The sequence below is a fragment of the Psychrobacter sp. AOP30-A2-5 genome, assembly GCF_052378115.1.
In the GTDB taxonomy this organism is placed as follows: Bacteria; Pseudomonadota; Gammaproteobacteria; order Pseudomonadales; family Moraxellaceae; genus Psychrobacter.
Genome location: NZ_JBQSXK010000007.1, coordinates 1 through 24,707 on the forward strand (window position 1 = coordinate 1; position 24,707 = coordinate 24,707).

The window sequence follows — 24,707 nt, forward strand, 5'->3', positions numbered from 1 at the left end:
TGAATCTTTATCAATCAAAGATCGGTGAATAGCTGTTTGACGGCTCATGATGCATACAGAACCATCAAACCGTTGACGCTATGGCTTATCTACTAAAACTGTTGGATCACTTTACGACTGTATATATGTGCTCAGATTATGCATTTCAATGCTGCACACATAAGTTTAAGCATTATACGTATTTTTTAATCTAGTCAACATTGCAAGATATTATACATTATCGCTGTTGCACTACTTTATCTTAGTGTAAATCATTAATAATATTGGAGCCTGCCGAACCTAGATACTTTTATCTTAAATAATTTTATATAATTACTCATGTATTAGTAACTTAATAAATTGACAGCACTAAAAGGCAACACCTCAGTGTCACCCTTAAATATTATTTGCTACACTGTAATTTATAATTTTCAATATTTTGTAATTTCGATATCGTCACAAACTGTTTAAATATGGCAAAGCAAACACAAGAGGTTTAAACAATAAATGGAGCTCATATTGAGAATTGAACTCAAGACCTCTCCCTTACCAAGGGAGTGCTCTACCGCTGAGCTATATGAGCATGTTTTTAATAACCACAAAAAATAACTTATGGATTTACTAAAAAAAATATCACGATACAGCAATACTAAAACTGACTGTCGTGATGATTTATTGATAATCTTTGCGATGTTGTATATATGGAGCGGGTGGCGGGAATCGAACCCGCGTCATTAGCTTGGAAGGCTAAGGTGTTACCATTATACCACACCCGCAATTACTCTTATTTAAGAAGACTCTAATCGAGAGTTATTAAGTATAAAGAGTATGCTTGGCGCTATGACAAACTTTAAAAAATATGGTGGTGGGAGAAGGATTCGAACCTTCGAAGCTTTCGCGACAGATTTACAGTCTGTTGGGTTTGACCGCTCCCCAATCCCACCTTAGTTTGCTTTAAACAAAAATGACTTTAGTTTAAGACAGATTCATAAAAAGCTACTTTAAGAGAGATGGTGCCGACTGCCGGGATCGAACTGGCGACCTACTGATTACAAGTCAGTTGCTCTACCAACTGAGCTAAGTCGGCTTGTTCTCTTAAAGTGGTGGCTATTCTATCAAATTTTTTGAAAGACGCAAGCCCTTTTTTGCCTTTTTTATGATTATTTCAATAAAAAAATATAACTAATTGATTGTAATGATGTTTTTTTAAATAAAAAAATAGGCTATTTTTCCACAATAACCGCATACTGTGTTTTTATGACTGGAGTCCCTAGCGAATCCGTAAACCATTACACGCCATTTTTACCGCTTTGACCAACGCCAATGCTTTTTTGTTGGTCTCTTCCCACTCTGCTTCTGGAATAGAGTCAGCGACCACCCCAGCGCCCGCTTGGATATGAATTTTACCACGGCGCATCACGGCAGTACGAATAGCAATGGCGGTATCCATGTTGCCATGCCAGCCCAGATAACCGACTGAGCCGCCAAATACCGTTCGGCGGACTGGCTCTATCTCGTCAATGATTTGCATGGCGCGTATTTTGGGTGCACCTGATAGCGTACCAGCGGGGAACGTCGCACAAAAAACATCCAACGCATCCTTATTGGGCAATATCGTCCCTTCAACATTAGAAGCAATGTGCATCACTTGCGAGTAACGCTCGACAAACATTTTTTCGGTGACTTTGACACTGCCATATTCACAAACGCGGCCAATATCATTACGACCCAAATCGATAAGCATCAAGTGCTCGGCGATCTCTTTTTTATCACTCAGCAGCTCTTTTTCAAGCGCTAAATCTTCCGCTTCATTTTGTCCGCGTCTACGAGTACCCGCCAATGGTCGTACCGTCACTTTGCCATTTTCGATACGTGATAATATCTCAGGGGATGCTCCAATAATGTCGAAACGCTTGTGATCATCGAGGGTGTAACCATGCACCAGAAACAGATAAGGCGATGGATTTAAGAATCGTAGGGCACGATAAACTGCTAATGAGTCGCCAGTATAATCGGCCGTCAAACGCTGCGCAGGAACGACTTGCATGACATCGCCTGCTAAAATGTAATCCTTTATTTTATTGACATCATGACAATATTTCTGCGCGCCTGTTTGTGAGGTAAATGTCGGCGTTGGCATTACGGGTGCGCTCAGATTTGGCATTTCTGCCAGTTTTTCTTCAATTTTTTCTAGTTCGCGGATGGCATTGCTATAGCCATCTTCAGTGTGACAATCAGCATAAACGATGATAGATAACGTATTTTCTAAACTGTCAAAAACAATCACGCTCATTGACAGCATCAGCCACATATCCGGCATTGTCATCGGATTGGGGGCGTCTGACAAACCCACGCTTGGCTCGATAACCCTCACCATGTCATAGCCAAAGTAACCTACTAAGCCGCCGCTAAAGCTCGGTAGCGTTGCAATATCCTCGACTGTTGGCATCTTATACTGCGCCATTAGCTGACGAATATAGTCAAACGGGTCAGCGACTGCATCGACATCGGTATGGTCATTTTTTTTGACGGTCATATTACCATCGGCATACTGCAAAATGAGATCACTACCTAAACCAATCATCGAATATCGTGCCCAACGCTCCCCGCCTACGACAGACTCAAATAAATATGCAGAGCCGCTTAAATCACGTACTTTAGAAAATACAGATACTGGTGTCTGTGCGTCCATTAGACGTTTTTTTATCAGTGGAGCATGACTAAAGCCACGGTCTTTAAAAGCTTGGTATTCTTCAAAAGTCATCATAGTGAAGCTCTCTTAGCAAAATATTGGCAAAAGATAGGAACAGTAAAAATGATAATAAGCATATAAATGCAATATAGCGTCAACACTCTATCGAATGTTGACGCTATAAAATGACGTATTGTAATTAGCAATGTTCTTAGTCAGCTAATATTTGACGACTGACTAGGCGGCAATGTTCAAAGGCTAATATCAAAGCTCTCTAACATTAATTCACTGTCATACAACGGACTCATTAGTCGATGGCTAGATGCGTGCCATCATCGTTTACATGCGTCAATTATACGCCGCCCATATTAAATAGCCATAGCGCCAATCCGATAATTAGAATGGCAATAAACACCCAAATAAACCAACCACCGCTTGGTTTTTTCTCTGCCTGTCTTGCATTGGCTGGATTACTGATAGTCTGATCCATCGCATTATTACCTTCTGTCCCAAGATCACGAGATTGACCTAGATTGGCAGTGCCAGAAAATTGTGCTGTTGCCGCCTGCTTGGCTCGTAGAATATCGGGATCTGCTTCTTCTTGTAGAGCAGTTTTAGTCGTTTTGTCATGCTCTGATTCAACTGCTGGCTTTTCATGTACAGCTGACTGCTCTACTAATGACGTATCATGAGCAGGTGCTGTCGGTGCCGCCTCTGTCGCTGCGACGACTTCTGGCTGACTTACAGCAGGTTGTGCATCTGCTACAGTTGCAGCAGCGACTGGTGCCGCTTCAGTTGTGTTAGACACGGTATTATCTATAGCCGTTAAGACTTCATCGATGCCCGTTTGTTTGACAATCGGCTCCTGTAAGACTGGTTCAACTGTTTCATTAACACTGGTCTCAGTTACCCCTACTGAGTCTGCTACTCTATCCGAGGCGGTATCAACAGGTACTGTCTTCACATCAGCTATCACAGGCAGAATATATTCGATGCCCGTTTGTTTCACAATCGGCTCTTTTGCCACTGATTCATGAATAACAGGTTCACTCACCGTCAAGTCTTCGACAGCCTGTGTTTCGGCAGTCGTTTCAGCAACCACGGTCTCAGTCTTAGCCACTGAATCCTGTACTGCTACGGGCGCTAATACATCAGTATCTGTGGCAGCAAGTGGCGCGTTTACCTGAAAGCTGAAACTGGCAAATCCAATGGTATCATCTACTTGTAAAAGGCTCGATGTATTACCGTCGATACGCTGCTCGTTGATAAATGTACCGTTCGACGAGTCTAAATCTTTGACATACAATCGACCATCTAAGACGCTTAACACCGCATGATTACGCGATACTTGCTTGCTACCAAGTACCACGTCATTGTCGCTGCCACGACCAACAGACAGGCTGTCATTGACCGTCAACGTTAGGTCACCAAGCGCTTCTGTTAATGCATTAAGTTGCCAAGTCTCTGTGTCGACTGTCGCCTTCATACTATCTGTATTGTTCGTCATGCGGTAACTCCTTATTCTTTTATTAAATTTCAAATGGTTTTAGATAAATCATTGCCAATTTTTTAAGAGATTTTACGATTTTTTTAATATAAACCGTAATAAGTTATGCAATGACCATCCGAACTATTTAGGTATAAAGTGCGGCTTTATGACACCGTCGAGCTTACTGTACGGAATACTAAGTACCGGCATACCGTAGGCATATGGGCCGATAGCGTAATGCTGATAACGAATATCGATGCCTTTATCCGTCAGTGTCACATTGTCACTTAAGGTAAATGGCCAGTTTTTCTCATAACTACTGACATCGTCGTCAACCGTTTTGACCCACGTTTTATAAGCATCATAAGCAAGCGCTTTAAAACGTGATTCCTTGCCTGATTGAAGCATATCCTCAAGCGTGACTTGTTTTTTGGTGCCAAGGTCAAATATCAAGTATTCGCTATAAGGCATGCCATGAGCGCCACCAGTAAAGACATAAGTATTGATTTCAAACAATTCAAAATCACTGACATGACCTAAATACTCAGGCGTTACCATTAGGCTATAAGCCCATGAACTGCCCTCTGGCATATCTATGAACTGTGAGCTGGCAAAGTCATCAATGGCGGCTTTCACCATTGTCTGATTGACGTTCGTTTTGATAGGCGCAGATTCAGTCGGTTTACTATTGACGACTAAATTATTAATACGCGCATTGGCGATATCATTGATCCAACCGTGATTGGTCTTCAGATATTTGATGTCAATCTCTGGACAATTATCGCGCTCAATACACTGTGCTTGCACTTTTTTAGGCAGCTCATATTCTAGATAATCCGTACTACTGATGAGATTACCTGCATTTGCAGGCATGGCGATGCTACCTAGCAGTAAACTGCCGGCAAGCAGTCTCAGCAGACGACTACGACTTGCTGTCATCGATAAATGTGGATTCATTGTTGGCTGATTGATATCAATTTGATTCGCAGCGTTCATATATCCTCTTTTATAAACATAAGATGTTACTTGATATTCTACCGTAACAATGACGATGTATTGTAGGAACACTGTTTGTGTTTTTAGGGTTTTGCTGTCTCCTGCTAACGAATAGCTACCTACCCTCTCTCGTTTAATGCCTAAATCTAAGCTAATAAAAAAGACACGGCTGGCGTGTCTTAAAAGATAAACTAACTCGTGAAATGATGGATTTTAATGCTCACGAGTATTACTAAAAGTGACTTCTGGATAGCGATCTTGCATCAGCTGTAAGTTGACCCGTGATGGGGCAAGATACGTTAAATAACCACCACCATCTAGCGACAACTGGTCATGAGCTTTACGTTTGAATTTCGCTAATGCCACTTCATCATCACAATGAATCCAGCGTACGGTGGCAATCGATACCGGCTCAAAGATACACTGTACTTTGTACTCTTCTTTGAGACGATGCGCGACCACTTCAAACTGTAGTACACCAACCGCACCTAAGATTAAATCGTTGTTAATCTGCGGCATAAAGACCTGTGTCGCGCCCTCTTCGCTTAGCTGCTGTAGCCCTTTTTGCAAGGCTTTTGATTTGAGCGGATCTTTTAGAATGACACGACGGAACAATTCGGGCGCGAAATGCGGAATACCCGTAAAGTTCAGCTCTTCGCCTTCGGTAAAACTGTCACCGATAGAGATGGTGCCGTGATTATGCAAACCGATGATATCACCCGGATACGCTTCTTCTAACGCTTCGCGGTCCCCTGCCAAAAAGGTCAGTGCATCGGCAATACGTACGTCTTTACCCAAACGTACATGCTTTAGCTTCATGCCTTTTTCATACTTGCCTGAACACACGCGTAAAAATGCAATGCGATCACGATGGCGTGGGTCCATATTGGCCTGAATTTTAAAGACAAAACCACTAAAATCCGTCTCTATTGCCGCTACTTCACGCTCATTGGTTGGATGCGACTTGGGTGGCGGTGCATATTTGATCAAGGTATCAAGTACCATGTTTACGCCAAAGTTGCCCAATGCTGTACCGAACAATACTGGCGTCATCTCGCCCGCTAAGAACGCCTCAACGCTAAATTCTTCTAACGCCATTTGTACCAGCTCAAGTGACTCTTCGAAGGCATCAAACATCAATTGACCCAAACGCTCACGGATATCTGGATAATCATAGCCCGCGCGGGTCTCAGAGACTGTCATCTTGCCGCCATTACCTTTTTCATAAAGGTAGGTCTTATTTTCGGTCAGATGATAGACACCAACGAAATCTTGTCCCATACCAATCGGCCAAGTCACTGGAATACATTTAATTTTTAACACTGCCTCAATCTCGCTAAGCAGCTCAAGCGGCTCACGAATTTGACGATCCAGTTTGTTAACAAATGAGATGATTGGCGTGTCGCGCATGCGGCAGACTTCCATCAGCTTGATGGTTCGCTCTTCGACCCCTTTAGCACCATCGACCATCATCAGCGCGCTATCCACAGCGGTCAAGGTGCGATAGGTATCTTCACTAAAATCGGCGTGACCCGGTGTATCCAATAGATTGACCACATGGTCTTGATAAGGAAACTGCATGACAGAAGTGGTGATCGAGATACCACGCTCTTGCTCCATACTCATCCAATCTGATGTCGCATGGCGATCAGTCTTGCGGCCTTTGACCTCGCCTACTACCTGAATTGCCTGACCCCATAATAGTAACTTTTCAGTCATGGTGGTCTTACCTGCATCGGGATGCGAGATAATGGCGAAAGTACGGCGTTTAGCCACTTCTTTGTTTAATTTCTTTGGATCTACGCTCATAATTTTTGGCTTCAACCTTAACTTCAAAAAGGCTGTCTTTTAGACAGTAATCTAACTAAATAGAATAAATAATGAGCGTATTGTAGCGGATTTAGCGTCAAGGTGCAGAATTAGCGCATAAAAAAACACTCCCTAGATAGTCAAATAGAGAGTGTTGGTCAATTTTTTAACATGATGCGTTTTTAAGATTAATAGTAGCGTTTGATTTGTGCAGCCAAGAAATCTCCTGCGACTTCATTGACTATCGTACAATCCACCACACCGCGAATACTGTTGGTATTCGGATTCATCACACCTTTGGCAACATAATTTGCTTCATAAATAGCATTTTTATCATCAGTGTCATCGTTATATTCGACACCATTGTACTGATAAGCAGGCTGATTCCGGTATTCAAAGAACGTCACTTGTGCCGCTTTTTGCTTATTGCCGATGCCTACACCAAACTCAGAGGTTCTGTAGCCTCTATCATCGCTAAAACGGTTTTCAGCTGCATCAATCCACTTATCGAGCGATGTATATCCCGTCTTGTTTTTGTCGTTAAAGGCTAAAAACGAGCTTTCGCTCTCGACTACTGGAATATAGCAAACAGAGCCTATCGGAAACTCTGCATTGGCTGGAATCTTAGGATAATTATTTAAGTCGGTGAGAATACCGCGACTGTTATTTATGTTTGTACCAGCGCTATAACTGTTTGCCTGCAAGCCTGATAAGTTAAGCGTCTTATAATTGGTTTCGTAGTCTAGCTTGTTATTACTGTCTTTTTCATAGATAGGACGTTTGACAGTGCGGTTATCAACTTCAATGTTTTTGTTTTCCAGTCGCCCTTCGAAGTTGTCTGCCAATACCGTTCTGTCCAAAGTATTCAAACCTTGATTACTATAATTATTAACGATATTTTTTATCTTGATTTCACGCTCACCAGTACGGTAGGTCTCATCAATGCGTGCAATGGCGCTATCTTTCGCTTGCTTATCATAGCTATTGTCAAAGCTGGTCAGCGTAATCTTACTGCTACCCGAACCATAAATACCATCATCCTCCCCGCCGCAGCCAGCAAGGGTAAATGTTAGCAAAGAAAGTGCAATAGGTAACACCATTGATTTATTCATCGAATAAGACCTTTATTGGTTAGATTTTTTATCATCTATTTTGATAACTTTATTTTTTACAGCTATATTCCTATATTACATTAATACTTCTGTTACTTATAGCGATTAAGCTTTTCTTGCGATAGTTAAATGCAGCTAAAGATTCTACTAACAGTTCACTTACAAATCCACAGTATATACTTACGACTGACCTATATTGCTCATGCACTGGTTTGTTATGCTGAATCCCCTATCAAAATTTAATGCTTAAACATAAAAACTCACAACAAAGGATATGTTATGAAAACACTATATTCCACCAAAGCAACAGTTACTGGCGGCCGTACAGGTAATGCCAGTCTGCAAGACAGTGATTTGACGATTAATATGGTCGCACCCGGCTCTGATAAAGACGGTAATAATCCAGAGCAGTTATTTGCGATGGGCTATGCAGCTTGCTTTGATGGCGCACTTGCTGCGGTCAAAGGGGCAGAAAAAGCAAAGTTTGATTCTACTACTGAAGTATCAGTAGATTTAATGAAAGGTGAAGGCTTAGATTTTCAATTAGCTGTGAAAATTCATGTCACTGCTGAAAACACAGAGCTATCAGCGGATGAGTTCCAAAAGCTGGTCGAAAAAGCCAATAAAGTTTGCCCATATTCTAAAGCGACTCACGGTAATATCGATAGTGAAGTGACTTCAGAAGTGAGATAGATTTTTAATAATAACAATGTCGGCTTTATCTATAAGAGAACTCAGTGAATACTGGGTTCTTTTTTTATGAGCGTCTGTCAGCAGTAGAAATATCATAACTATCGAGAAGTTCGGCAAGGTCTGATTTTATCGTTATAATGGAAGCATCGTTTTATCTGATATTTACTCTATCTGATACCTAATAATAAGTGACCTTTATGACTGACCATATGACCGACTCCTCCGTAGACAATAACCACAACTCGCATCAAGCGCTTGACCCTAAAGCCTTACCAAATTTTGATACCATGCCCAACGTAGCGACTATGGACACCAGTCACGTGGACAAAAATCAGCCACCTTTTATTTTGGTTGATGGCTCTTATTATCTGTTTCGCACGTATCACGCCTTGCCAAAGACTATGCAAAACTCGCAAGGGCTGATAACGAATGCCATCCGTGGCACGCTCAATGCACTGTTAAAATTGATGCGTCGATATCATCCCACCCATATGGCGGTCTGTTTTGATACCAAATCACCGACCTTTCGCCATCATATGTCTGCTGATTATAAGGCGGCTCGTCCGCCCATCGACATAGAGCTGGTGGAGCAAATTCCTTATATCCATCGCTTGGTAACCGCTTTGGGCATTCCACTGTTACGCATCGAAGGTGCAGAAGCGGATGACATTATCGGCACACTGGCGCACCGTGCGGTCGAGCAAGGTCATCATGTGGTTATCTCAACCGGCGATAAAGACATGATGCAACTGGTCAATGACTGCGTCATATTGGAAGACAGCTTCACGGGCAAAGTGACAGACACCCAAGCGGTCATCGAAAAATTCGGTATTAATCCAAATCAAATGATTGATTTTTTAACCTTGATGGGTGACGCCTCTGACGGCATTAAAGGCGTGCCCGGCATCGGTAAAAAAACCGCTAAAGACTTACTCGTTGAGTACGGTGATATCGACAATATGTTAAAGCATATTGGCTTTATTAAAGGACGCGGCGCTAAAGGCTTGATTGAGCATGCAGAGGAAATTCCATTCAATGCCAAACTGGCCACTATCGTCACAGACTTAGATATCGGTCAAGACTGGAATGATTTGAAAATCGATACCAATCCTTGTGCTCATATAGATGAATTGCGCGAGCTGTATAGCGAGCTTGAGTTTAGAAATGAGCTTGCTTCTCTTGACCACCCAAACCATCCAGCCAATGCTAATGGGAACGGCGTACAAAGTGTTGCAAGTAGCCAAGCAGATGCTGAATCACAAGCACAAATCGCTAAATCGCTACAATCAAGCAGTATTGAGAATGTCCAAAACGGCAAACAGCATGATAGAGCGTGGCATACTGTGCTCGACGAACCAGCTTTTGAGAGTCTAGTCGAATTATTAGAGTCTGCGCCGCACTTTGTCATTGATACCGAAACCACTAGCGTCCATTGGCGTCAAGCACAAATCGTCGGTTTGTCTTTTGCGGTACAAGCGCATGAAGCCTATTACATACCACTGACACATGCGCTAGAGGGTGACGAACTGACGGCTAAACAGCTCGACCGCGATAGCGTATTGGCTCGCCTAAAACCTATCTTAGAAAACCCAAATATCGGTAAAATCGGTCAGCATTTAAAATACGATGCGCATATTCTCAGCCATTATGATATCGATTTATTGGGTAGCATTCATGCTCGTCCCAATAATTGGGCGATGGATACCATGCTTGCCAGCTACGTGATTAATGCCGCTATCACTCGTCATGGCATGGATGATTTGGCACGCCATTATCTACAAACCCAAACCATCAGCTATGAAGATGTCGCTGGTAAAGGCGCTAAGCAAGTCACCTTTGATCAAGTCGCCATCGATATCGCTAGCGACTATGCTTGTGAAGATGCTGACATTACTTATCAGCTATTTGAGGTGTTCAGCGTTGAGCTAGCCAATGATGACAATAATACCAAATTGCTCAATGAGCTAGAAATCCCAACCGCCGAAATCCTCTGTCAAATGGAAGCAAACGGCATTTTAATCAAACGCCCATTTTTAAACGAGTTATCAAAGCGCTTCGATGAAGAAATTATCGCGCTAGAAAAACGTGCTTATGAAGTCGCTGGTGAAGAGTTTAACTTAGGCTCACCGAAGCAGCTCGGTGAGATGCTATTTGAAAAACTCGGCGTTCCGGGTGGCAAAAAGACCAAATCAGGTCAATACTCTACTGGTGAAGCCGTACTGTCAAAAATCGATCATCCATTGGTCGATATTACCTTAGAATATCGCGGTCTATCTAAGCTCAAAAGCACTTATACCGATGCGCTTGATAATGTCGCAGATAGCGAAACTGATCGCGTCCATACCAGCTATCATCAAGCACTGACCAGTACTGGGCGTTTGTCTTCGACTGATCCCAATTTACAAAATATTCCGATTCGTACTGCGACTGGCCGCTTGATTCGCCAAGCCTTTATCGCCCCAGAAGGTCGCGTTATTTTGGCGGCGGATTATTCACAAATTGAATTGCGTCTCATGGCACATTTCTCAGGCGATAAAAACTTAACTGACGCCTTCAACGAAGGGTTAGATATTCACGCTGCGACTGCCGCTGAAGTACTTGGCAAGGATGTTGCTGACGTAACCTCGATCGAGCGCCGTAATGCCAAAGCCATTAACTTTGGTCTGCTATATGGCATGAGCGCCTTTGGACTGGCTAAGCAATTGCAAATGAGCCGCAATGAGGCACAAGATTATATCGATATGTATTTTGATCGCTACCCGGGTGTCAAAAACTATATGATCAATACCCGTGCCAGTGCTCACGAGCAAGGCTATGTCGAGACGATATTGGGTCGTAAGCTCTACACGCCTGATATTACTCACAGCAACCGCATGGTCAAACAAGGCGCGGAACGTGCTGCGATTAACGCGCCACTACAAGGCTCAGCGGCTGATTTAATTAAGCTGGCGATGATTGCCGTCGATAAAGTACTGCCAAAAGCGCAAGCCAAAATGCTGCTACAAGTCCATGATGAATTGGTGTTTGAAGTGGATAGTGACAAGGTAGATGAAATTAGCCAACTCATTACCAATGCAATGCAAGAGGTCTTAACGACCACTGCTGTTGAAAAAGGCTGGAACGTGGATTTTGCCGTGCCTTTATTGGTTGAGACGGGTGCTGGCGAGAATTGGGATGAGGCACATTAAGCATTTTTGTAGAATAAAACAGCTCAAGACCTAACGTTTTTATTTTATAGGATATGGGCTGTTCTTTAGATTGCCCATATCATACCCAATCGATAGTATCTAATTCGTAGGAGCTGACGTTGATGACTAAGGATTCCGTTATCAAACAATTATCGACCACACTCATCCTAGCTTTTAGCTTGTCTTTAAGCAATTACGTAATAGCATGCGGATTATTGCCAGGATATAAGTTGTCGAAGGGAGTAAGTTGGGGTGAGCTATGTGACTTTAATGAAGGTTTAGCAAGTGCTCAGAAAGATGGGAAATATGGTTTTATTGATAAACAAGCCAATATCATCGTTCCATTCAGTTATAACTTTACTGCTGAGTTTTCTGATGGACTCGCCATCGTTAAAAAAAATGAACATCATGGATACATCAACAAAAAAAACCAAGTCATTATTCCGATAATATATGATGATGTCAGACCTTTTTCTGAAGGTAAGGCGGCTGTTGAGTACGAGGGTAAATGGGGTGTTATTAATGATACTGGCGAACTTACTATTCCATATCAGTTTGACGAAATCAGGTATTTCTCAGAAGGACTAGCACCTGTAAGAAAGGATGAACTGTGGGGTTATATTGATAGCAGTGGAAAGACTGTTGTACCCTTAAACTATCTGAATGCTGATTCATTTCATAATGGCTTGGCAGTCGTGGCAAAAGAGAATGGTTATGGCATGATAAATAAAGATAATAAAATAATCGTCCCTACGGAGTATGACATGCCTATTTTCATTGATAATTATTACATAGATACTTTTAAGTTTTTGAAAGGCAATAATTTTTATTATTTTGATTCAAATGGTGATCGCTTAGCTGTTAGCAGCTATCTTGACACGATGCCTGAAGTGATACTCGATAGACAAAGATAAATACAGTAACCGCTAAAGATAATAAGAATTTTTCATCTTAACTTTTATCATCTGGCAAGTTAAACATCTGTGTCTGCTCGTTGAACTCTACAATAAAGCTATCTGTACCTTTATCCAGACTAGAGGGTATTGGCTCGTAGTTGTTATCATAAAGACCGTGTTCGTAATTGACAGTGACTTTTAAGGGATAAAAGCCTTGAGTCATAACCCCACCTGTATTGATACTAACATCACTTTCAGCTTCACCATATGACGGTTTACTCATAAGCTCATACGAATAATCTAAATCCAATCTTGCCACTTCTTCGACTTTACCACTTGTCATAGCAGCGTACATACTCCAAGAACAATTGGTTTGACCACCTGCACCGGAGCCACAAAACTTACCTACCCAACCGTACCTATCAGCACCCACTTCTCTTAAATCAAAATCTATCAGCTGACTTCTACCCGCTCCGCCATTTTTTATATAAGGACTGCTTGCAGAGACGACCCAAGAATTGCCTAATTTATAAAGTATAAATAAACCGCCAAGTCCTGGTGTCACTCGTGCACCATCTTCCACCGTATCACCAGAAACCAATACATATAAAGTATCTACTCCCTCGATGTTTTTAAATTCATAATGCTTAGGAGCGAGGCAATAGGTTTCTGAGCCCTCATCATATAAGGTACAACCACGCAACTTATCATAGCTTGAACTGTAATAAACACTCATAATTTTTTCAACAGCTTGCCTAGCATCAAGAGATATTTCAGCATGTGCTGAAGGCAAGACCATCAGAAACAAGCTTACAATGATTAAAACTTTCATATAATAGCGCCTCTATATGTATGTGCTTAACGACCTATGGCATAATACTTTTGTTTGTCCTTTTTAGCTACCCAAAGTAATTGAAGCTCTCCATGATTAAACCAGCAAATCTCAATACCATTACCCTTTACACACTTGCCAGCTTAAGTTTATGCACGCAAGCATGGGCGGATACTACGTCTACCACAGAGCCGAAAGTCGAACCGCTAAAATCTGACACGGCTTCGTTATATCATGATGCTAACTCTAATCGAGATGAAAACCTCAATCAATTTGGTTATCGATCTCAACCTACCGAAACAACTGCCGAGCAGTCTGCTCCATCAGTACAAGGAGCACAAAATTGGACGGACGAACGCCGTGAAGAGGTCCAAGAGCAACTGCATGAATGGGCACACAAAATGGACGGTTGGTTCGGCGAACCGGATCCCAAAAAACCAGCCAAAGCCAGTTTACGAGTTGTACTAGATACCCGCTGGGTCAACGATCCACAATCAGGCAGTGACGTGAGCGTTGAACCTAGGATTCGCGGCCGCTTACGATTGCCAGTGTTAGAAAAAAGATTAAGTCTGATTATCGGTGATGAGGATTTGGATGAAGATACCTTCTTAAAACAGAATGTGACGGGCGATACTTACCAAGCAAGTACCAGTAACCAAGATGGACTCGTCAACAGAAGAAAAACGCGGGAAGACAATGGTTCTATCGCCCTACGTTGGTCACGTTTTAGTCATGAGGTTGAGCAGCAGTTAGGGGTCAAAACAGATATCGATGTCGGGGTTCGCTCGCTCGATGACTTATACGTAAAAGTGAGCGCCGATAAAGACTGGTATGACAATAAAAAATGGACTGTCACTAGTGATAGTTACTATCGTTATGGACTCGATAGTGAGCACTATGCAAAAGGCGGGCTAAATCTGCAATATGGCACAAATGCTGAGCGGTTCATCAATAATCGCACCGCCATCCGTTATCGCAATCAAGACAATGAAGAAAGCACAGTCTGGAGCAACGACCTCAGACAAGTGCACTATTTGGGCAATGAAAAACAGTTGGCTTATGGTGTCTCTACTGGCGGTTACTTTGACCATGATAAATCAACATTAAACAGCTATGGCCCTGCTATAAGCTACCGCCAACCTGTCTGGCGAGAGTGGCTTTATGTACAAACAGAGCTAAATTATTACAATGATAAAACAGCGGATAAGGACCATTACCCGTCAGCATTATTACGGATGGAAGCCTTATTTTAACCCTACTATCTATTGAATTGGTTGTATCATCATAGGTATAAATAGCCGATAGCAATGTGCACAACAAAGAGCATTTGTTTGCTTGTATTAACAATGACATATGACTCATTAGTTATATTAAATAACGTTATAGCGCTGACATTGGCGTTATAATAGCGGTCTATTACGTTACCTGTAATTAAATAAATTTCGGTCTAAAGTGAGCCTTTGTGCTCACTTTTTTTATTTTAAAAAATCAGGAGGTTTTTATTTTGAGTTCAGATGGCATCATCGAAATCCCTGGCATTATTATTTTATTCGCCTGTCTGCTACGTTGCGTGCAGTATTTACGACAGAGCTCTGCCACAAATACGTTTAAACAGATTCGAGCTTTTTGGTTGGCAGCGGTGCTGGTATTCTTTGCTGTGATACGCCGTGAGTTAAATTATCTACCAGACTTATTGGTTCCCACTGACTTTATGTTGTTCAGCCATTCTTATGACTGGTGGGAAGACCTCGTCCTGACCATCGTTTATCTGCTGATCGTTGGTTTATTGGCTTATTCATGGCGTTATCTTTGGGTAATATTAAAAAAAGTACCCGTTTCTTTGTATTTTAGCGTCGCCGCCTTGGCATTATTAGAATATATGGGCGAAAACGCCATTATGATTCCCGAAGCTTTGGGCGTCATTACAGAAGAGCTGTCAGAGACTGCTATTTATGGCATTGCCTTGATTTATTTGTGGCGCTTAAACTTAAACGAGTACGACTGTCAAGCAGAAGAGACGAGCGAGCTGCATTGTCAAACGGCTTCACACTAACGCAGAGTGTCTCTGCTAACAGTGATAACTGCTCATTATATTAATTACCATGCGCTCTACATCAATAGTTATACTCTCTAGCAAAATACATTTAGACGAATTTGTTATACTATAGTCGGTTCAATTTAAAAACAGTACAAAGCAACCGAGTGTAGATGTATATTTAATACTTCAAGCGAGGCTAACGCAGTAATATTATTATAGTGGAATGACTATAATAATAAGTCCGAGGGATAAGCATCCTAATATACGACCTCGATTTACTCATGATTAATAACGATTAAGTCACTTATTATGAATATATTGATTACAGGCGCATCACGTGGTATCGGCTTGGCCACCGCCAAAAGGCTGGCGGAAAAAGGTCATCATATTGGGTTATTTGCGACCAATACTGCCACACTTGAAAGCGCCATTAAAGACAAATCTTTTAAGAAAGCCGTCAAACAACAGCGTATTATTACAGGTCAGCTGGATGTCACCCAGCCTGATTCGTGGGACAATGCGATCAAGCAAATGATTGAACATTTCGGTGGTATTGATGTACTCATTAATAATGCTGGGGTGCTGGTCAGTGGCGCATTACCAACGACCAATCTAGATGAGCAACTGGCTTTAATTGACGTCAACTGTAAAGGTGTTTTGATTGGCTGTCATAAACTGGCGCCTTATCTGGCTGATAGCAAAGACGGCAAAATTATCAATGTGTCCTCTGCTTCTGCTATCTATGGTCAACCCGAAGTTGCGACTTATGCGGCCAGTAAGTTTTTTGTGCGAGGTCTCACAGAAGGCCTTAATATTGAGTACGAAAAATTGGGTATCAAGGTGATCGATGTGATGCCGCTGTGGGTCAAATCTGACATGACTGCCGATATCGAAGTGACCAGTATGGATCGCTTGGGCATCCATCTAACGGTCAACGATGTCGCCAAAACATTGTGTAAATTGACGACCAGTCCCAATCGTAAACTCAAAAGTACGCATTACTCTGTGGGCATGCCAGCAAAACTCTTTCAAGCAGTCTCGCAAGTCACGCCAGATTCTGTAATCCGCTGGGTCAATACCAAGGTTGGTGCTTAATAACAACATCACCTATTCGTTATACTGTTATTAACCGGTAACGCTTATTTAATATACAACCACACTTACGGCTGCTCAATATGAGTAGCCGTTTTGCTTGCCTCACGAATTTTTATGGCTTGCTCAGTGGTCTTATCGATAAAAGCATTGTTGCTGATAACCGTTTCTTTTATCGCCCCTGCTGCGCTGTCTTCCCGAATTTCAGAACCAACGCTAATCGGTAAGTTCACATCAGCAGCGAATTGATTACCAGCTATTAGCGTGCCATCGTCCTCCACGATAATGCCCTGCTCGACTTGCTCAAATCGATTATCGATGATCTGATTGTCCTTAGCGCTGTCTAAATGATAGCTGGCAAATGGCGTTTGCTTCAGCAAATAAGCACCGCATTCAAAACCTTTTAGATTGCGCGACTGTCTTGACGCCACCCAAACCCCGACTGGCTCGTCGTTAAAAGTATTGCCACGAATCATATTGTCACGGCTCGACTCGGTACGCTTAAAGTGATTGCCACGCGCCCGATCATCAGCATGCTCAAAGCAATTGCGATACAGCAAAATACTGCCTGCCCCATTATGGATAAATTGATTGTTTTCGATACGGTTATTGCTCGACGAATCCACGGCAATGGCCTCACGATTGGGCTTAAAGGTACGGAAACCATTACCGACAAACACCGAATTTTGAATCACATTATCGCGGCTACCAAATTCTAAATATAGCCCAACAGTACCTGAGTTTTGAATACGTACTTTATCAAAGCTTACGCCATGCACATGATCGCCGACGAACATGCCACTATTGATACTGTTTTGACTACTCACATTAATCACACGAATATCGCTTGGTGCAAGCGCACGATTGGCAGCAGGGTCTATCAAGCCGCGCGCATAACGCTGATTGGGCTGGCTATATTGGCGAATATGTAACGCATGACCATAGCCATCCACATGACAATTGGCAACGGTAATATCTTCGATAGCACTATCTGTTTTGGGCTTAATCATAATTGCGCTAACCTTTGATGCATCATCAGCGCGAGTACTGAGTAGTGCGCCCTGACAGTCGAGAGAGCTGTGCGAATCATTCAACTCAAAGCGTATCGACTTGGCTGTCAAATCACAGCTTGCACTGAGTACGCTGTGACCTTTTACCTTAACTATTTGCTTCGGCGTTAATTGTGCGCAGTCTATGATTGTCGTGGCTTTTGGCAGTTTGGCATCGATAATTAACGGCTGTTTTAAATCAGCCTTATCCAAGCTGCTATGGGCGCTGCTACCAGAAAAAGGTACACCTTCACAAGCCGTCAAACCTATTGTGGCACTGATTAAGGATATTGTGACGAACAACCTACTACTTGATACCATCGTATATTTCCTATTTTTATGTCTATCTTGTACTTGTCTTACATTTTTTGAACATCCTGTGACACCTTACTACTATTAGCAAGCGTCATAACACGTCACAATGTTTTTAATAAAATCACAATGCTTTTAATAAATAAATCTTAATAAATAAATCTTAATAAATAAATCAGTCACATCCATTAATAATAACTATCAATAATGAGGAAACTATGATGGACAATTCAAAAAGCCCATTACCAGAAGCAATGGATCACATTGAAGGTGATACGGACGTCAATAATAACAGCCAAGAAATTGATTTGGCTGACCCTATGTTGCATACCATTGATAATGATGATGTCATTGACAATAGCGCAGGATTTGACAACTCGCAAGCCGGCAGTGATGCGATTCAAGGGCTGACACCCATGCATCATCAAAATATAGACGAATCGCGAATCGATGAAGTACTAGTGGACGATAATTTGGATGACAGCGATTATCCAGATATTGTCGATATCGCTGATAGAGACGCGGCGGAACGTAGTAATGATGACGATTTTTAACCACGCTCTTTCATGATAAAAAAGCTCTCTCATAACAAAAAAGCACGCCCGTTATATCGAGCGTGCTTTTTTATTGTGCTTACCGTACTTCTGATATCAGGGTCTGTTGAGCAACCAACTATAGCGCTGACAATGGCTGATCTGTCCAAACATCTCGGTAACTGGTGTAGTAGGTAATCATACCTATTGGAAGCAGTGCTAACATACCTAGCCCTAGTGTAAAAACTACCATCAATATCATTATTATAGGAGCAATCAACCAAAAAACGAAAAATGGTAAGATATTTTTTAAACACCCTTTAAAACTCATTTTCATTGCCTGAACAGGCTCAATGTTGTGAAGCACAATTAAAGCAGGTGCAAACCAGATAGCCATAAGTACAGGAAATAATAGTACAAAAACCAATAAAACACTCAATACCATACCTGCAATCGCAATGTCACTTGACTCCTGAGCTAAAGACAAAGCCATACCACCGAATATAATCAGCATAGGTATCATTGCAACAATAACAGCCACTAAATACAAGACGAATAAAATAACTAATGGCTTGAGATGCGTATAAAAGGCTGAAAAAAGATGGTCAAATCTCAGCTCGTTGCCTACAGCTTGATCGGCACAACCTTTTATTATTCCACCAACAAAAACAAAGGAAAGAAAGGGGAAAATGAAATTTATCACGGGTACGCTACTACCAATCATAGCAATGATTAAATAAACAACACCAATAGCTAACCATAATAAAAATTGATCTTTAAATATTGCAAATGCTTTGGTAATCCAATTTATACCCCAGCCTGCTTGGCACATTCGAGGTTCTACCAATAACTGCGGTAATAGGCCGCCATACTCGTCAGTAGGCGGTAAGTTCGGTGGTTGACCGTTAGGTTTTTGTAGAGACACAGAGGGTTGTGAATAATTGGAGCTGGACATGTTTATCCTCAAAAATAAAGTTAAGCAAACGTAAAATTAACAATGACAATGACAATGAAACAAAAGTTTATTTGGCATAGTTTTACATATCAGTCACCAAAAATCCCAACTTTATTCTATTTTAATCAAATTCATTAAAATCATTTAGTCAAAAAAATACCGAACATGATGTCCGGTATTTTTTTATAACTTACAAATTCAATTAATCAAGCCCAACCATCTAGCGTTCCCGCCCAGCCTTTGACCAATGGCGCACTAAGCGCTTCGAGCAAATCAATGTGCGCCTCATCCAAGTTCAATGCGGGAATATAGTGATATTCTTGTCCACCCGCGTGAAGAAAGTTTTCACGATTTTCGATGGCAAGCTCTTCTAACGTTTCCAGACAATCAGCAGAAAAAGCCGGACTAATGACTTGTACCGAGCGCACACCTGACTTGCCCCAATCTTCTAGTACCACATCGGTATAGGGCTTGACCCATTCTTGCTTGCCAAAGCGTGATTGAAAACTGATAATCCATTCGTCATCCTTTAGACCAAGCGCGTGAGCTACTTGTGCGGCAGTACATTTACAACGCTTAGGATAAGGATCGCCTTTATCAGCATAAGGCTGCGGGATACCGTGGAAGCTAAACATGAGCTTGTCAGGCTTACCATGCTCTGCTTGAAAGCGGCGAATCGAATCAGCCAATGCTTGAATATACAGCGGATGCGCAAAGTAATCTTTGACGATGGTATAGTTCGGCAAATTACGCTGCTTTAACGTCCACTTTGTCAACGCATCATAAACAGCACCACCAGAGGAAGCGGAATACTGTGGAAATAATGGCAAGATAACAAAGTGATCAACGCCTTCACCGCGCAAGGTATCCATCACATCAGGCAAACCAGGATTGCCATAGCTCATCGCCGGATGGACAGAAACCCGAAATGGTGCGGCACTATTTGCAAGCCGTGGTTCTAATAGCTCCACTTGGCTCTTTAGTATCTTACGAATCGGTGAGTCGCCTTCCCAAATACTGGCATAGGCTTTTGCCACACGTTTAGGGCGGCTTGGCAATACAAACAAATTGAGAATAATCGCCCACAAGAATTTTGGAATCTCGATGACACGGGGGTCAGACAAAAACTGTTTTAAGTAACGACGTACGGCAGGCGCTGTTGGCTCATCTGGCGTACCTAGGTTCACTAATAGGACGGCAATACGGGGAGGCAGTTCAGGTTTCATAGCAGCACTATTTTATTATTAGGTTAATTAAAGAAGAATATGCGATAAAAGATTATTAAGTCATGATTGATTGAATGCTTTGTTAGTGTAGCATTTTATCCATTAATAACGCATGGTAAAAGTACACTTATACAATTTGATACTTAGTTGCTATTTATTGATAGTCAGCAATCATTGATTCACCCTAACCCTTCTCTACCTACCACCCATCGTCCCTAAGAACCATGCTTAAAAGGCTATGCTCAAAAGACTCGCTCGACGGTTGTACTCCTACGCGCATCACCATACAATAGGCAAGCACATTGTAAGAAAAACATTTAGAAAACAGTGTCGGCAAAGCAGTATTGGCAACACTGCCTATCGACAGTTTGCCCTTTTTATTTTATTGATGATTGTTGTCTTGCGAGGTAGCTTTGAACGCACGCCCTAATAATACCAGTGACCAGTCCCCGACAGATACGCTTCATTCGGCGAGCTTAGTTAATCCTGTGGACTCAGTCGGTTCAGTCGGCATTATCACGCCTCAGATTTTTCATTTCGCTGAGCCGTTGACGTTAGAATGTAATCGTACTTTGCCATCGTTTGATTTAATCATCGAAACTTATGGCACGCTAAATAACGACAAATCAAACGCGGTACTCATTTGCCACGCCCTATCCGGCAGTCATCACGCGGCAGGTTTCCATAGCGATGATGATAAAAAGGCTGGCTGGTGGGACAATATGATTGGCCCTAATAAAGCGATCGACACCAATCGGTTTTATGTCGTATGTGTCAACAACATCGGCAGCTGTTTCGGCTCTACCGGTCCAACGACCATTAATCCTGACAGTATCGATTCAGACCAGAATAATGTAAACAAAAACAGTTTAGACAAAGAAAGTTTAAACAAAAACAATCCAGCCAGTGAACTGCAAGTTTATGGCCCTGACTTTCCGCTCGTGACCATCAAGGACTGGGTAAAAACCCAAGCGATGCTGTCAGATCGTCTTGGTATTGATGTTTGGCATGCCATTGTTGGTGGTTCCATGGGTGGTATGCAGGCGCTGCAATGGTCAGTTGATTATCCAAATCGGTTGAAACGCTGCGTGGTCATTGCCAGCACGCCAAAGCTCTCAGCACAGAATATCGCCTTTAACGAAGTGGCGCGGCAGTCGATATTGTCTGACCCTGACTTCAAAGAGGGACGCTATTTACAAGCAGGCACCTACCCTCGTCGCGGGCTAATATTGGCTCGGATGGTTGGGCATATCACTTACTTAACCGATGACGCGATGAAGGCGAAATTTGGTCGTGATTTAAAGTCTGGCAAATTTATGTATGGCTACGATGTTGAGTTTCAAGTGGAGAGCTATTTACGCTATCAAGGCGAGCGCTTTAGCGAAAATTTCGATGCCAATACTTATTTGCTCATGACAAAAGCCTTAGATTATTTTGATCCAACACGTGATTATCCATCAGCCATGGCAACAGATTCGACAGAATCAGCAGCACAGCTTAAGGACTCGATTGCCACATCAGTGGAATCTAGTAAACAAAGCACGCAACCTGCGTTAGAAGATACGGTGGCAACGATAGATGAAAGTGAACAGAATCGTCAGCAAGAGCTGTCTGCGCTCAAAGCCGCCTTTGCCCATACGCAATGCCAATACCTAGTGGTCTCATTTACCACGGATTGGCGCTTTGCGCCGGAGCGCTCACAAGAGATTGTCGATGCGCTGATGGCGACTGGCAAACCAGTTAGCTACATCAATGTCGATGCGCCGCATGGTCATGATTCTTTCTTATTTGATATTCCTCGTTATATGGGTGCCGTCCGAGGATTTTTGACTGCGCCATTTATCACCGACAGCAAATCAAAACAACCAGCACAAAGCACAAATCAAAGCAGCCAGCAAAAAGCAGGAGCGCGCTCATGAGAATGGATCATCAATTGGCTGAGCGCTGGATTGCGCCGCACTCACATGTACTGGACTTGGGCTGCGGCAATGGTGAGCTACTCGCGCATTTACAACAAAATCGCGGCGTCACCGGCTACGGACTTGAGATTGACGAAGAAAAAATCAACGATGGTATCGCCAAAGGCTTATCTATTATCGAGCAAGACTTGAATGATGGTCTGGCACGTTTCGCTGATAACAGTTTCGACACCGTCGTCATGGCACGGGCGCTGCAAGCGGTGAAATCGCCTGATGTGCTCTTACTTGACATGCTACGTGTTGCTCGCGAAGCCGTCATCACCTTTCCCAATTTTGCTCATTGGCAAAACCGCATTCATTTAGGACTTAAAGGGATGATGCCTGTCTCAGAGGCATTGCCTTATGAGTGGTATAACACCCCAAACATTCATCTGTGTACGTTTAAAGATTTTGAGCAGCTTTGTGCACAGCATGATATTCATATCGTCAACCGCTTTGCCGTCAGCGATTCTGAAAAAGGTCATACGCCACTTATGAAAGCATTGATACGCCAAGCACCCAACCTATTGGCAGACGTCGCTATCTATCGTGTCACCAAACAAAAACCTGAATAATAGGTTTATCTACTTGGGGCGTATCTTTATTTTAAAAATGGTGATAAAAATGAGATAAATTGCCGTCAAACAAGGAAAGTAGCGCAAATAATATCGAGATATTGCTAAACTATTTGACGATGTTTGGCAAAATTTAACCATTTTTGCCCATTTAGAAGATAATCGATTGAATTGAAGACACGCCCTAGCATTGGTTGAAAGCAATAGCATGGCTCATAAATACAAATTTTAACCTCAATAGCTGGTTAACTTATTCTTACGCCTAAGTAACCCTATGATTTTATTGAGGACAATGAGGTATGAATAAGCATTAAATCATGTAATTAGTATTTGAGTTTCGTAAGTTTGGGTGTTAAGCTAGCAAAATAGTGTCAATCGCACCCTGATTCTGACCGTTTATCGGTTCGATTAAAGGAATTTGCCACAACACATCGATTAATTATATTGCTAATAATTAGGTAAGTTGGTATCGCAAGATTTCACCTAATTGTTATCGCCGTCTAAACCCTTTTAGCAGTGCAACTTTTTTTGCTTATTAACTGCCTAATTTTGGAGCTGCTATGAAATTATTAAAAGCTGCGTTGTTTACTGCCTTATTTTCTTGTGCAGGTCTAGCAAACGCTGAGTTAATATCAAACGTGCCACTTGATACGTCACGTTTTGAGCTAATGCCAGTCAGTGAGCTGTCTAACCGCGCTGCCCAAGGTAACGATCACGCTCAGTTTTATTTAGCCAAGCGCTTACAGAAAGGCGAAGGTATTGCAAAAAATACCCAACAAGCTATTCAGTGGTATACCAAAGCGGCTCAGCAAGGCGTTGCCCCTGCTCAGTTGAATCTTGCCATCATGTACTTGCGCGGTGAAGGTGTGCAGCCTAATTTGCAACAAGCGAAAGTTTGGTTAGAAAAAGCGGCAATGCGCGGCGATAACCGTGCCAGCTATACGCTTGCATTGCTCGATGAAAAGCAAAAAAATCTCGTCGATGCTTATAAATGGTACGATTTGGCTGCCCGTGACGGTATGCTCGATGAAAAAGTACGTAACAAAGCGCGCGGTAAAATTGGCCAGTTGGCATTGAACTTATCCAGTTCAGACATCGCTAGCGCTCGTAGCAAAGCGGATACTTGGTTTCAGAGTAAGTAAACTCTAATTTTGCTTTACGCAGTGAATATGAAAAAAAGCTCAGTATCTTACTGGGCTTTTTGTTGTCTATCTTTATTATTATAATCACCACCTATATCTTTCTTAAGAATGATAAAACCTCCAAAACTTCCCTAAAATTTG

19 protein-coding genes and 4 tRNA genes are annotated in these 24,707 nt (G+C 42.3%); 10 read left to right on the top strand and 13 right to left on the bottom strand.

What is annotated here, in order from left to right; translation table 11 throughout:
• Positions 1–487 precede the first annotated feature (487 nt).
• From ACT3S4_RS06795 to ACT3S4_RS06835, 9 genes are all read right to left on the bottom strand, one after another.
• Positions 488–562, bottom strand: a tRNA-Thr gene (locus ACT3S4_RS06795).
• 119 nt (positions 563–681) lie between these two features.
• Positions 682–755: transfer RNA gene (locus ACT3S4_RS06800), tRNA-Gly, on the bottom strand.
• A gap of 84 nt (positions 756–839) precedes the next feature.
• Positions 840–923: transfer RNA gene (locus ACT3S4_RS06805), tRNA-Tyr, on the bottom strand.
• 67 nt (positions 924–990) lie between these two features.
• Positions 991–1,066 (bottom strand) — tRNA-Thr (locus tag ACT3S4_RS06810).
• Between the two features lie 183 nt (positions 1,067–1,249).
• Positions 1,250–2,746, bottom strand: a complete 1,497-nt coding sequence (locus ACT3S4_RS06815; RefSeq protein WP_444760776.1) for an anthranilate synthase component I family protein — start codon at positions 2,744–2,746, stop codon at positions 1,250–1,252.
• Positions 2,747–3,023: 277 nt separating this feature from the next.
• Positions 3,024–4,178, bottom strand: a complete 1,155-nt coding sequence (locus ACT3S4_RS06820; protein WP_109591056.1) for an FHA domain-containing protein — start codon at positions 4,176–4,178, stop codon at positions 3,024–3,026.
• 123 nt (positions 4,179–4,301) lie between these two features.
• The gene (locus ACT3S4_RS06825; protein ID WP_109591055.1) at positions 4,302–5,156 is read right to left on the bottom strand and encodes an RsiV family protein; all 855 of its coding nucleotides are present in this window, start codon (positions 5,154–5,156) and stop codon (positions 4,302–4,304) included.
• Between the two features lie 213 nt (positions 5,157–5,369).
• The gene (locus ACT3S4_RS06830; protein ID WP_109591053.1) at positions 5,370–6,965 is read right to left on the bottom strand and encodes a peptide chain release factor 3; all 1,596 of its coding nucleotides are present in this window, start codon (positions 6,963–6,965) and stop codon (positions 5,370–5,372) included.
• A gap of 188 nt (positions 6,966–7,153) precedes the next feature.
• Complete coding sequence (locus ACT3S4_RS06835; protein WP_444760777.1) at positions 7,154–8,077, bottom strand: hypothetical protein; 924 nt, start codon at positions 8,075–8,077, stop codon at positions 7,154–7,156.
• A gap of 279 nt (positions 8,078–8,356) precedes the next feature.
• Between ACT3S4_RS06835 and ACT3S4_RS06840 the strand changes: the two genes are divergently transcribed.
• From ACT3S4_RS06840 to ACT3S4_RS06850, 3 genes are all read left to right on the top strand, one after another.
• Positions 8,357–8,770, top strand: coding sequence for an organic hydroperoxide resistance protein (locus ACT3S4_RS06840; protein WP_109591048.1), 414 nt, complete (start codon positions 8,357–8,359; stop codon positions 8,768–8,770).
• A 197-nt stretch (positions 8,771–8,967) separates the two neighbouring features.
• Positions 8,968–11,958 (top strand): DNA polymerase I, encoded by a 2,991-nt coding sequence (gene polA, locus ACT3S4_RS06845; RefSeq protein ID WP_406947485.1) that lies wholly within the window; start codon positions 8,968–8,970, stop codon positions 11,956–11,958.
• A gap of 122 nt (positions 11,959–12,080) precedes the next feature.
• Positions 12,081–12,872: a WG repeat-containing protein gene (locus tag ACT3S4_RS06850; protein WP_201502019.1), complete on the top strand. Its 792-nt coding sequence runs from the start codon at positions 12,081–12,083 to the stop codon at positions 12,870–12,872.
• Between the two features lie 37 nt (positions 12,873–12,909).
• Here the strand turns inward: ACT3S4_RS06850 and ACT3S4_RS06855 are convergent, their stop codons facing one another.
• A complete protein-coding gene (locus ACT3S4_RS06855; RefSeq protein WP_201502018.1) occupies positions 12,910–13,686 on the bottom strand; it encodes a hypothetical protein in 777 nt (258 codons plus the stop codon).
• 92 nt (positions 13,687–13,778) lie between these two features.
• On the opposite strand from ACT3S4_RS06855, the gene ACT3S4_RS06860 reads away from it, so the two are divergent.
• From ACT3S4_RS06860 to ACT3S4_RS06870, 3 genes are all read left to right on the top strand, one after another.
• Positions 13,779–14,939, top strand: coding sequence for a hypothetical protein (locus tag ACT3S4_RS06860; RefSeq protein ID WP_201552955.1), 1,161 nt, complete (start codon positions 13,779–13,781; stop codon positions 14,937–14,939).
• 251 nt (positions 14,940–15,190) lie between these two features.
• A complete protein-coding gene (locus ACT3S4_RS06865; RefSeq protein ID WP_444760778.1) occupies positions 15,191–15,739 on the top strand; it encodes a hypothetical protein in 549 nt (182 codons plus the stop codon).
• Positions 15,740–16,033: 294 nt separating this feature from the next.
• Entirely contained in the window at positions 16,034–16,819 is a 786-nt protein-coding gene (locus ACT3S4_RS06870; protein ID WP_444760779.1) for an SDR family NAD(P)-dependent oxidoreductase, read from the top strand.
• Positions 16,820–16,884: 65 nt separating this feature from the next.
• Here the strand turns inward: ACT3S4_RS06870 and ACT3S4_RS06875 are convergent, their stop codons facing one another.
• The gene (locus tag ACT3S4_RS06875; protein WP_201552941.1) at positions 16,885–18,186 is read right to left on the bottom strand and encodes a right-handed parallel beta-helix repeat-containing protein; all 1,302 of its coding nucleotides are present in this window, start codon (positions 18,184–18,186) and stop codon (positions 16,885–16,887) included.
• A 209-nt stretch (positions 18,187–18,395) separates the two neighbouring features.
• Here ACT3S4_RS06875 and ACT3S4_RS06880 point away from each other — a divergent pair, with 209 nt between their 5' ends.
• Positions 18,396–18,731: a hypothetical protein gene (locus tag ACT3S4_RS06880; protein ID WP_250163710.1), complete on the top strand. Its 336-nt coding sequence runs from the start codon at positions 18,396–18,398 to the stop codon at positions 18,729–18,731.
• Positions 18,732–18,849: 118 nt separating this feature from the next.
• Here ACT3S4_RS06880 and ACT3S4_RS06885 read toward each other — a convergent pair whose 3' ends face one another.
• Together ACT3S4_RS06885 and hemH are read right to left on the bottom strand one after the other, a co-directional pair.
• A complete protein-coding gene (locus ACT3S4_RS06885) occupies positions 18,850–19,665 on the bottom strand; it encodes a BPSS1780 family membrane protein (RefSeq protein WP_443559695.1) in 816 nt (271 codons plus the stop codon).
• Positions 19,666–19,871: 206 nt separating this feature from the next.
• Positions 19,872–20,891: a ferrochelatase gene (hemH, locus tag ACT3S4_RS06890; RefSeq protein WP_060490449.1), complete on the bottom strand. Its 1,020-nt coding sequence runs from the start codon at positions 20,889–20,891 to the stop codon at positions 19,872–19,874.
• Between the two features lie 488 nt (positions 20,892–21,379).
• Here hemH and metX point away from each other — a divergent pair, with 488 nt between their 5' ends.
• From metX to ACT3S4_RS06905, 3 genes are all read left to right on the top strand, one after another.
• Complete coding sequence (gene metX / locus ACT3S4_RS06895) at positions 21,380–22,810, top strand: homoserine O-acetyltransferase MetX (protein ID WP_201555008.1); 1,431 nt, start codon at positions 21,380–21,382, stop codon at positions 22,808–22,810.
• The gene (gene metW, locus ACT3S4_RS06900) at positions 22,807–23,424 is read left to right on the top strand and encodes a methionine biosynthesis protein MetW (protein WP_045443684.1); all 618 of its coding nucleotides are present in this window, start codon (positions 22,807–22,809) and stop codon (positions 23,422–23,424) included. Before metX ends, metW begins: the two co-directional genes overlap by 4 nt.
• A gap of 560 nt (positions 23,425–23,984) precedes the next feature.
• Positions 23,985–24,566, top strand: coding sequence for a tetratricopeptide repeat protein (locus ACT3S4_RS06905; RefSeq protein ID WP_045443681.1), 582 nt, complete (start codon positions 23,985–23,987; stop codon positions 24,564–24,566).
• Positions 24,567–24,707 lie beyond the last annotated feature (141 nt).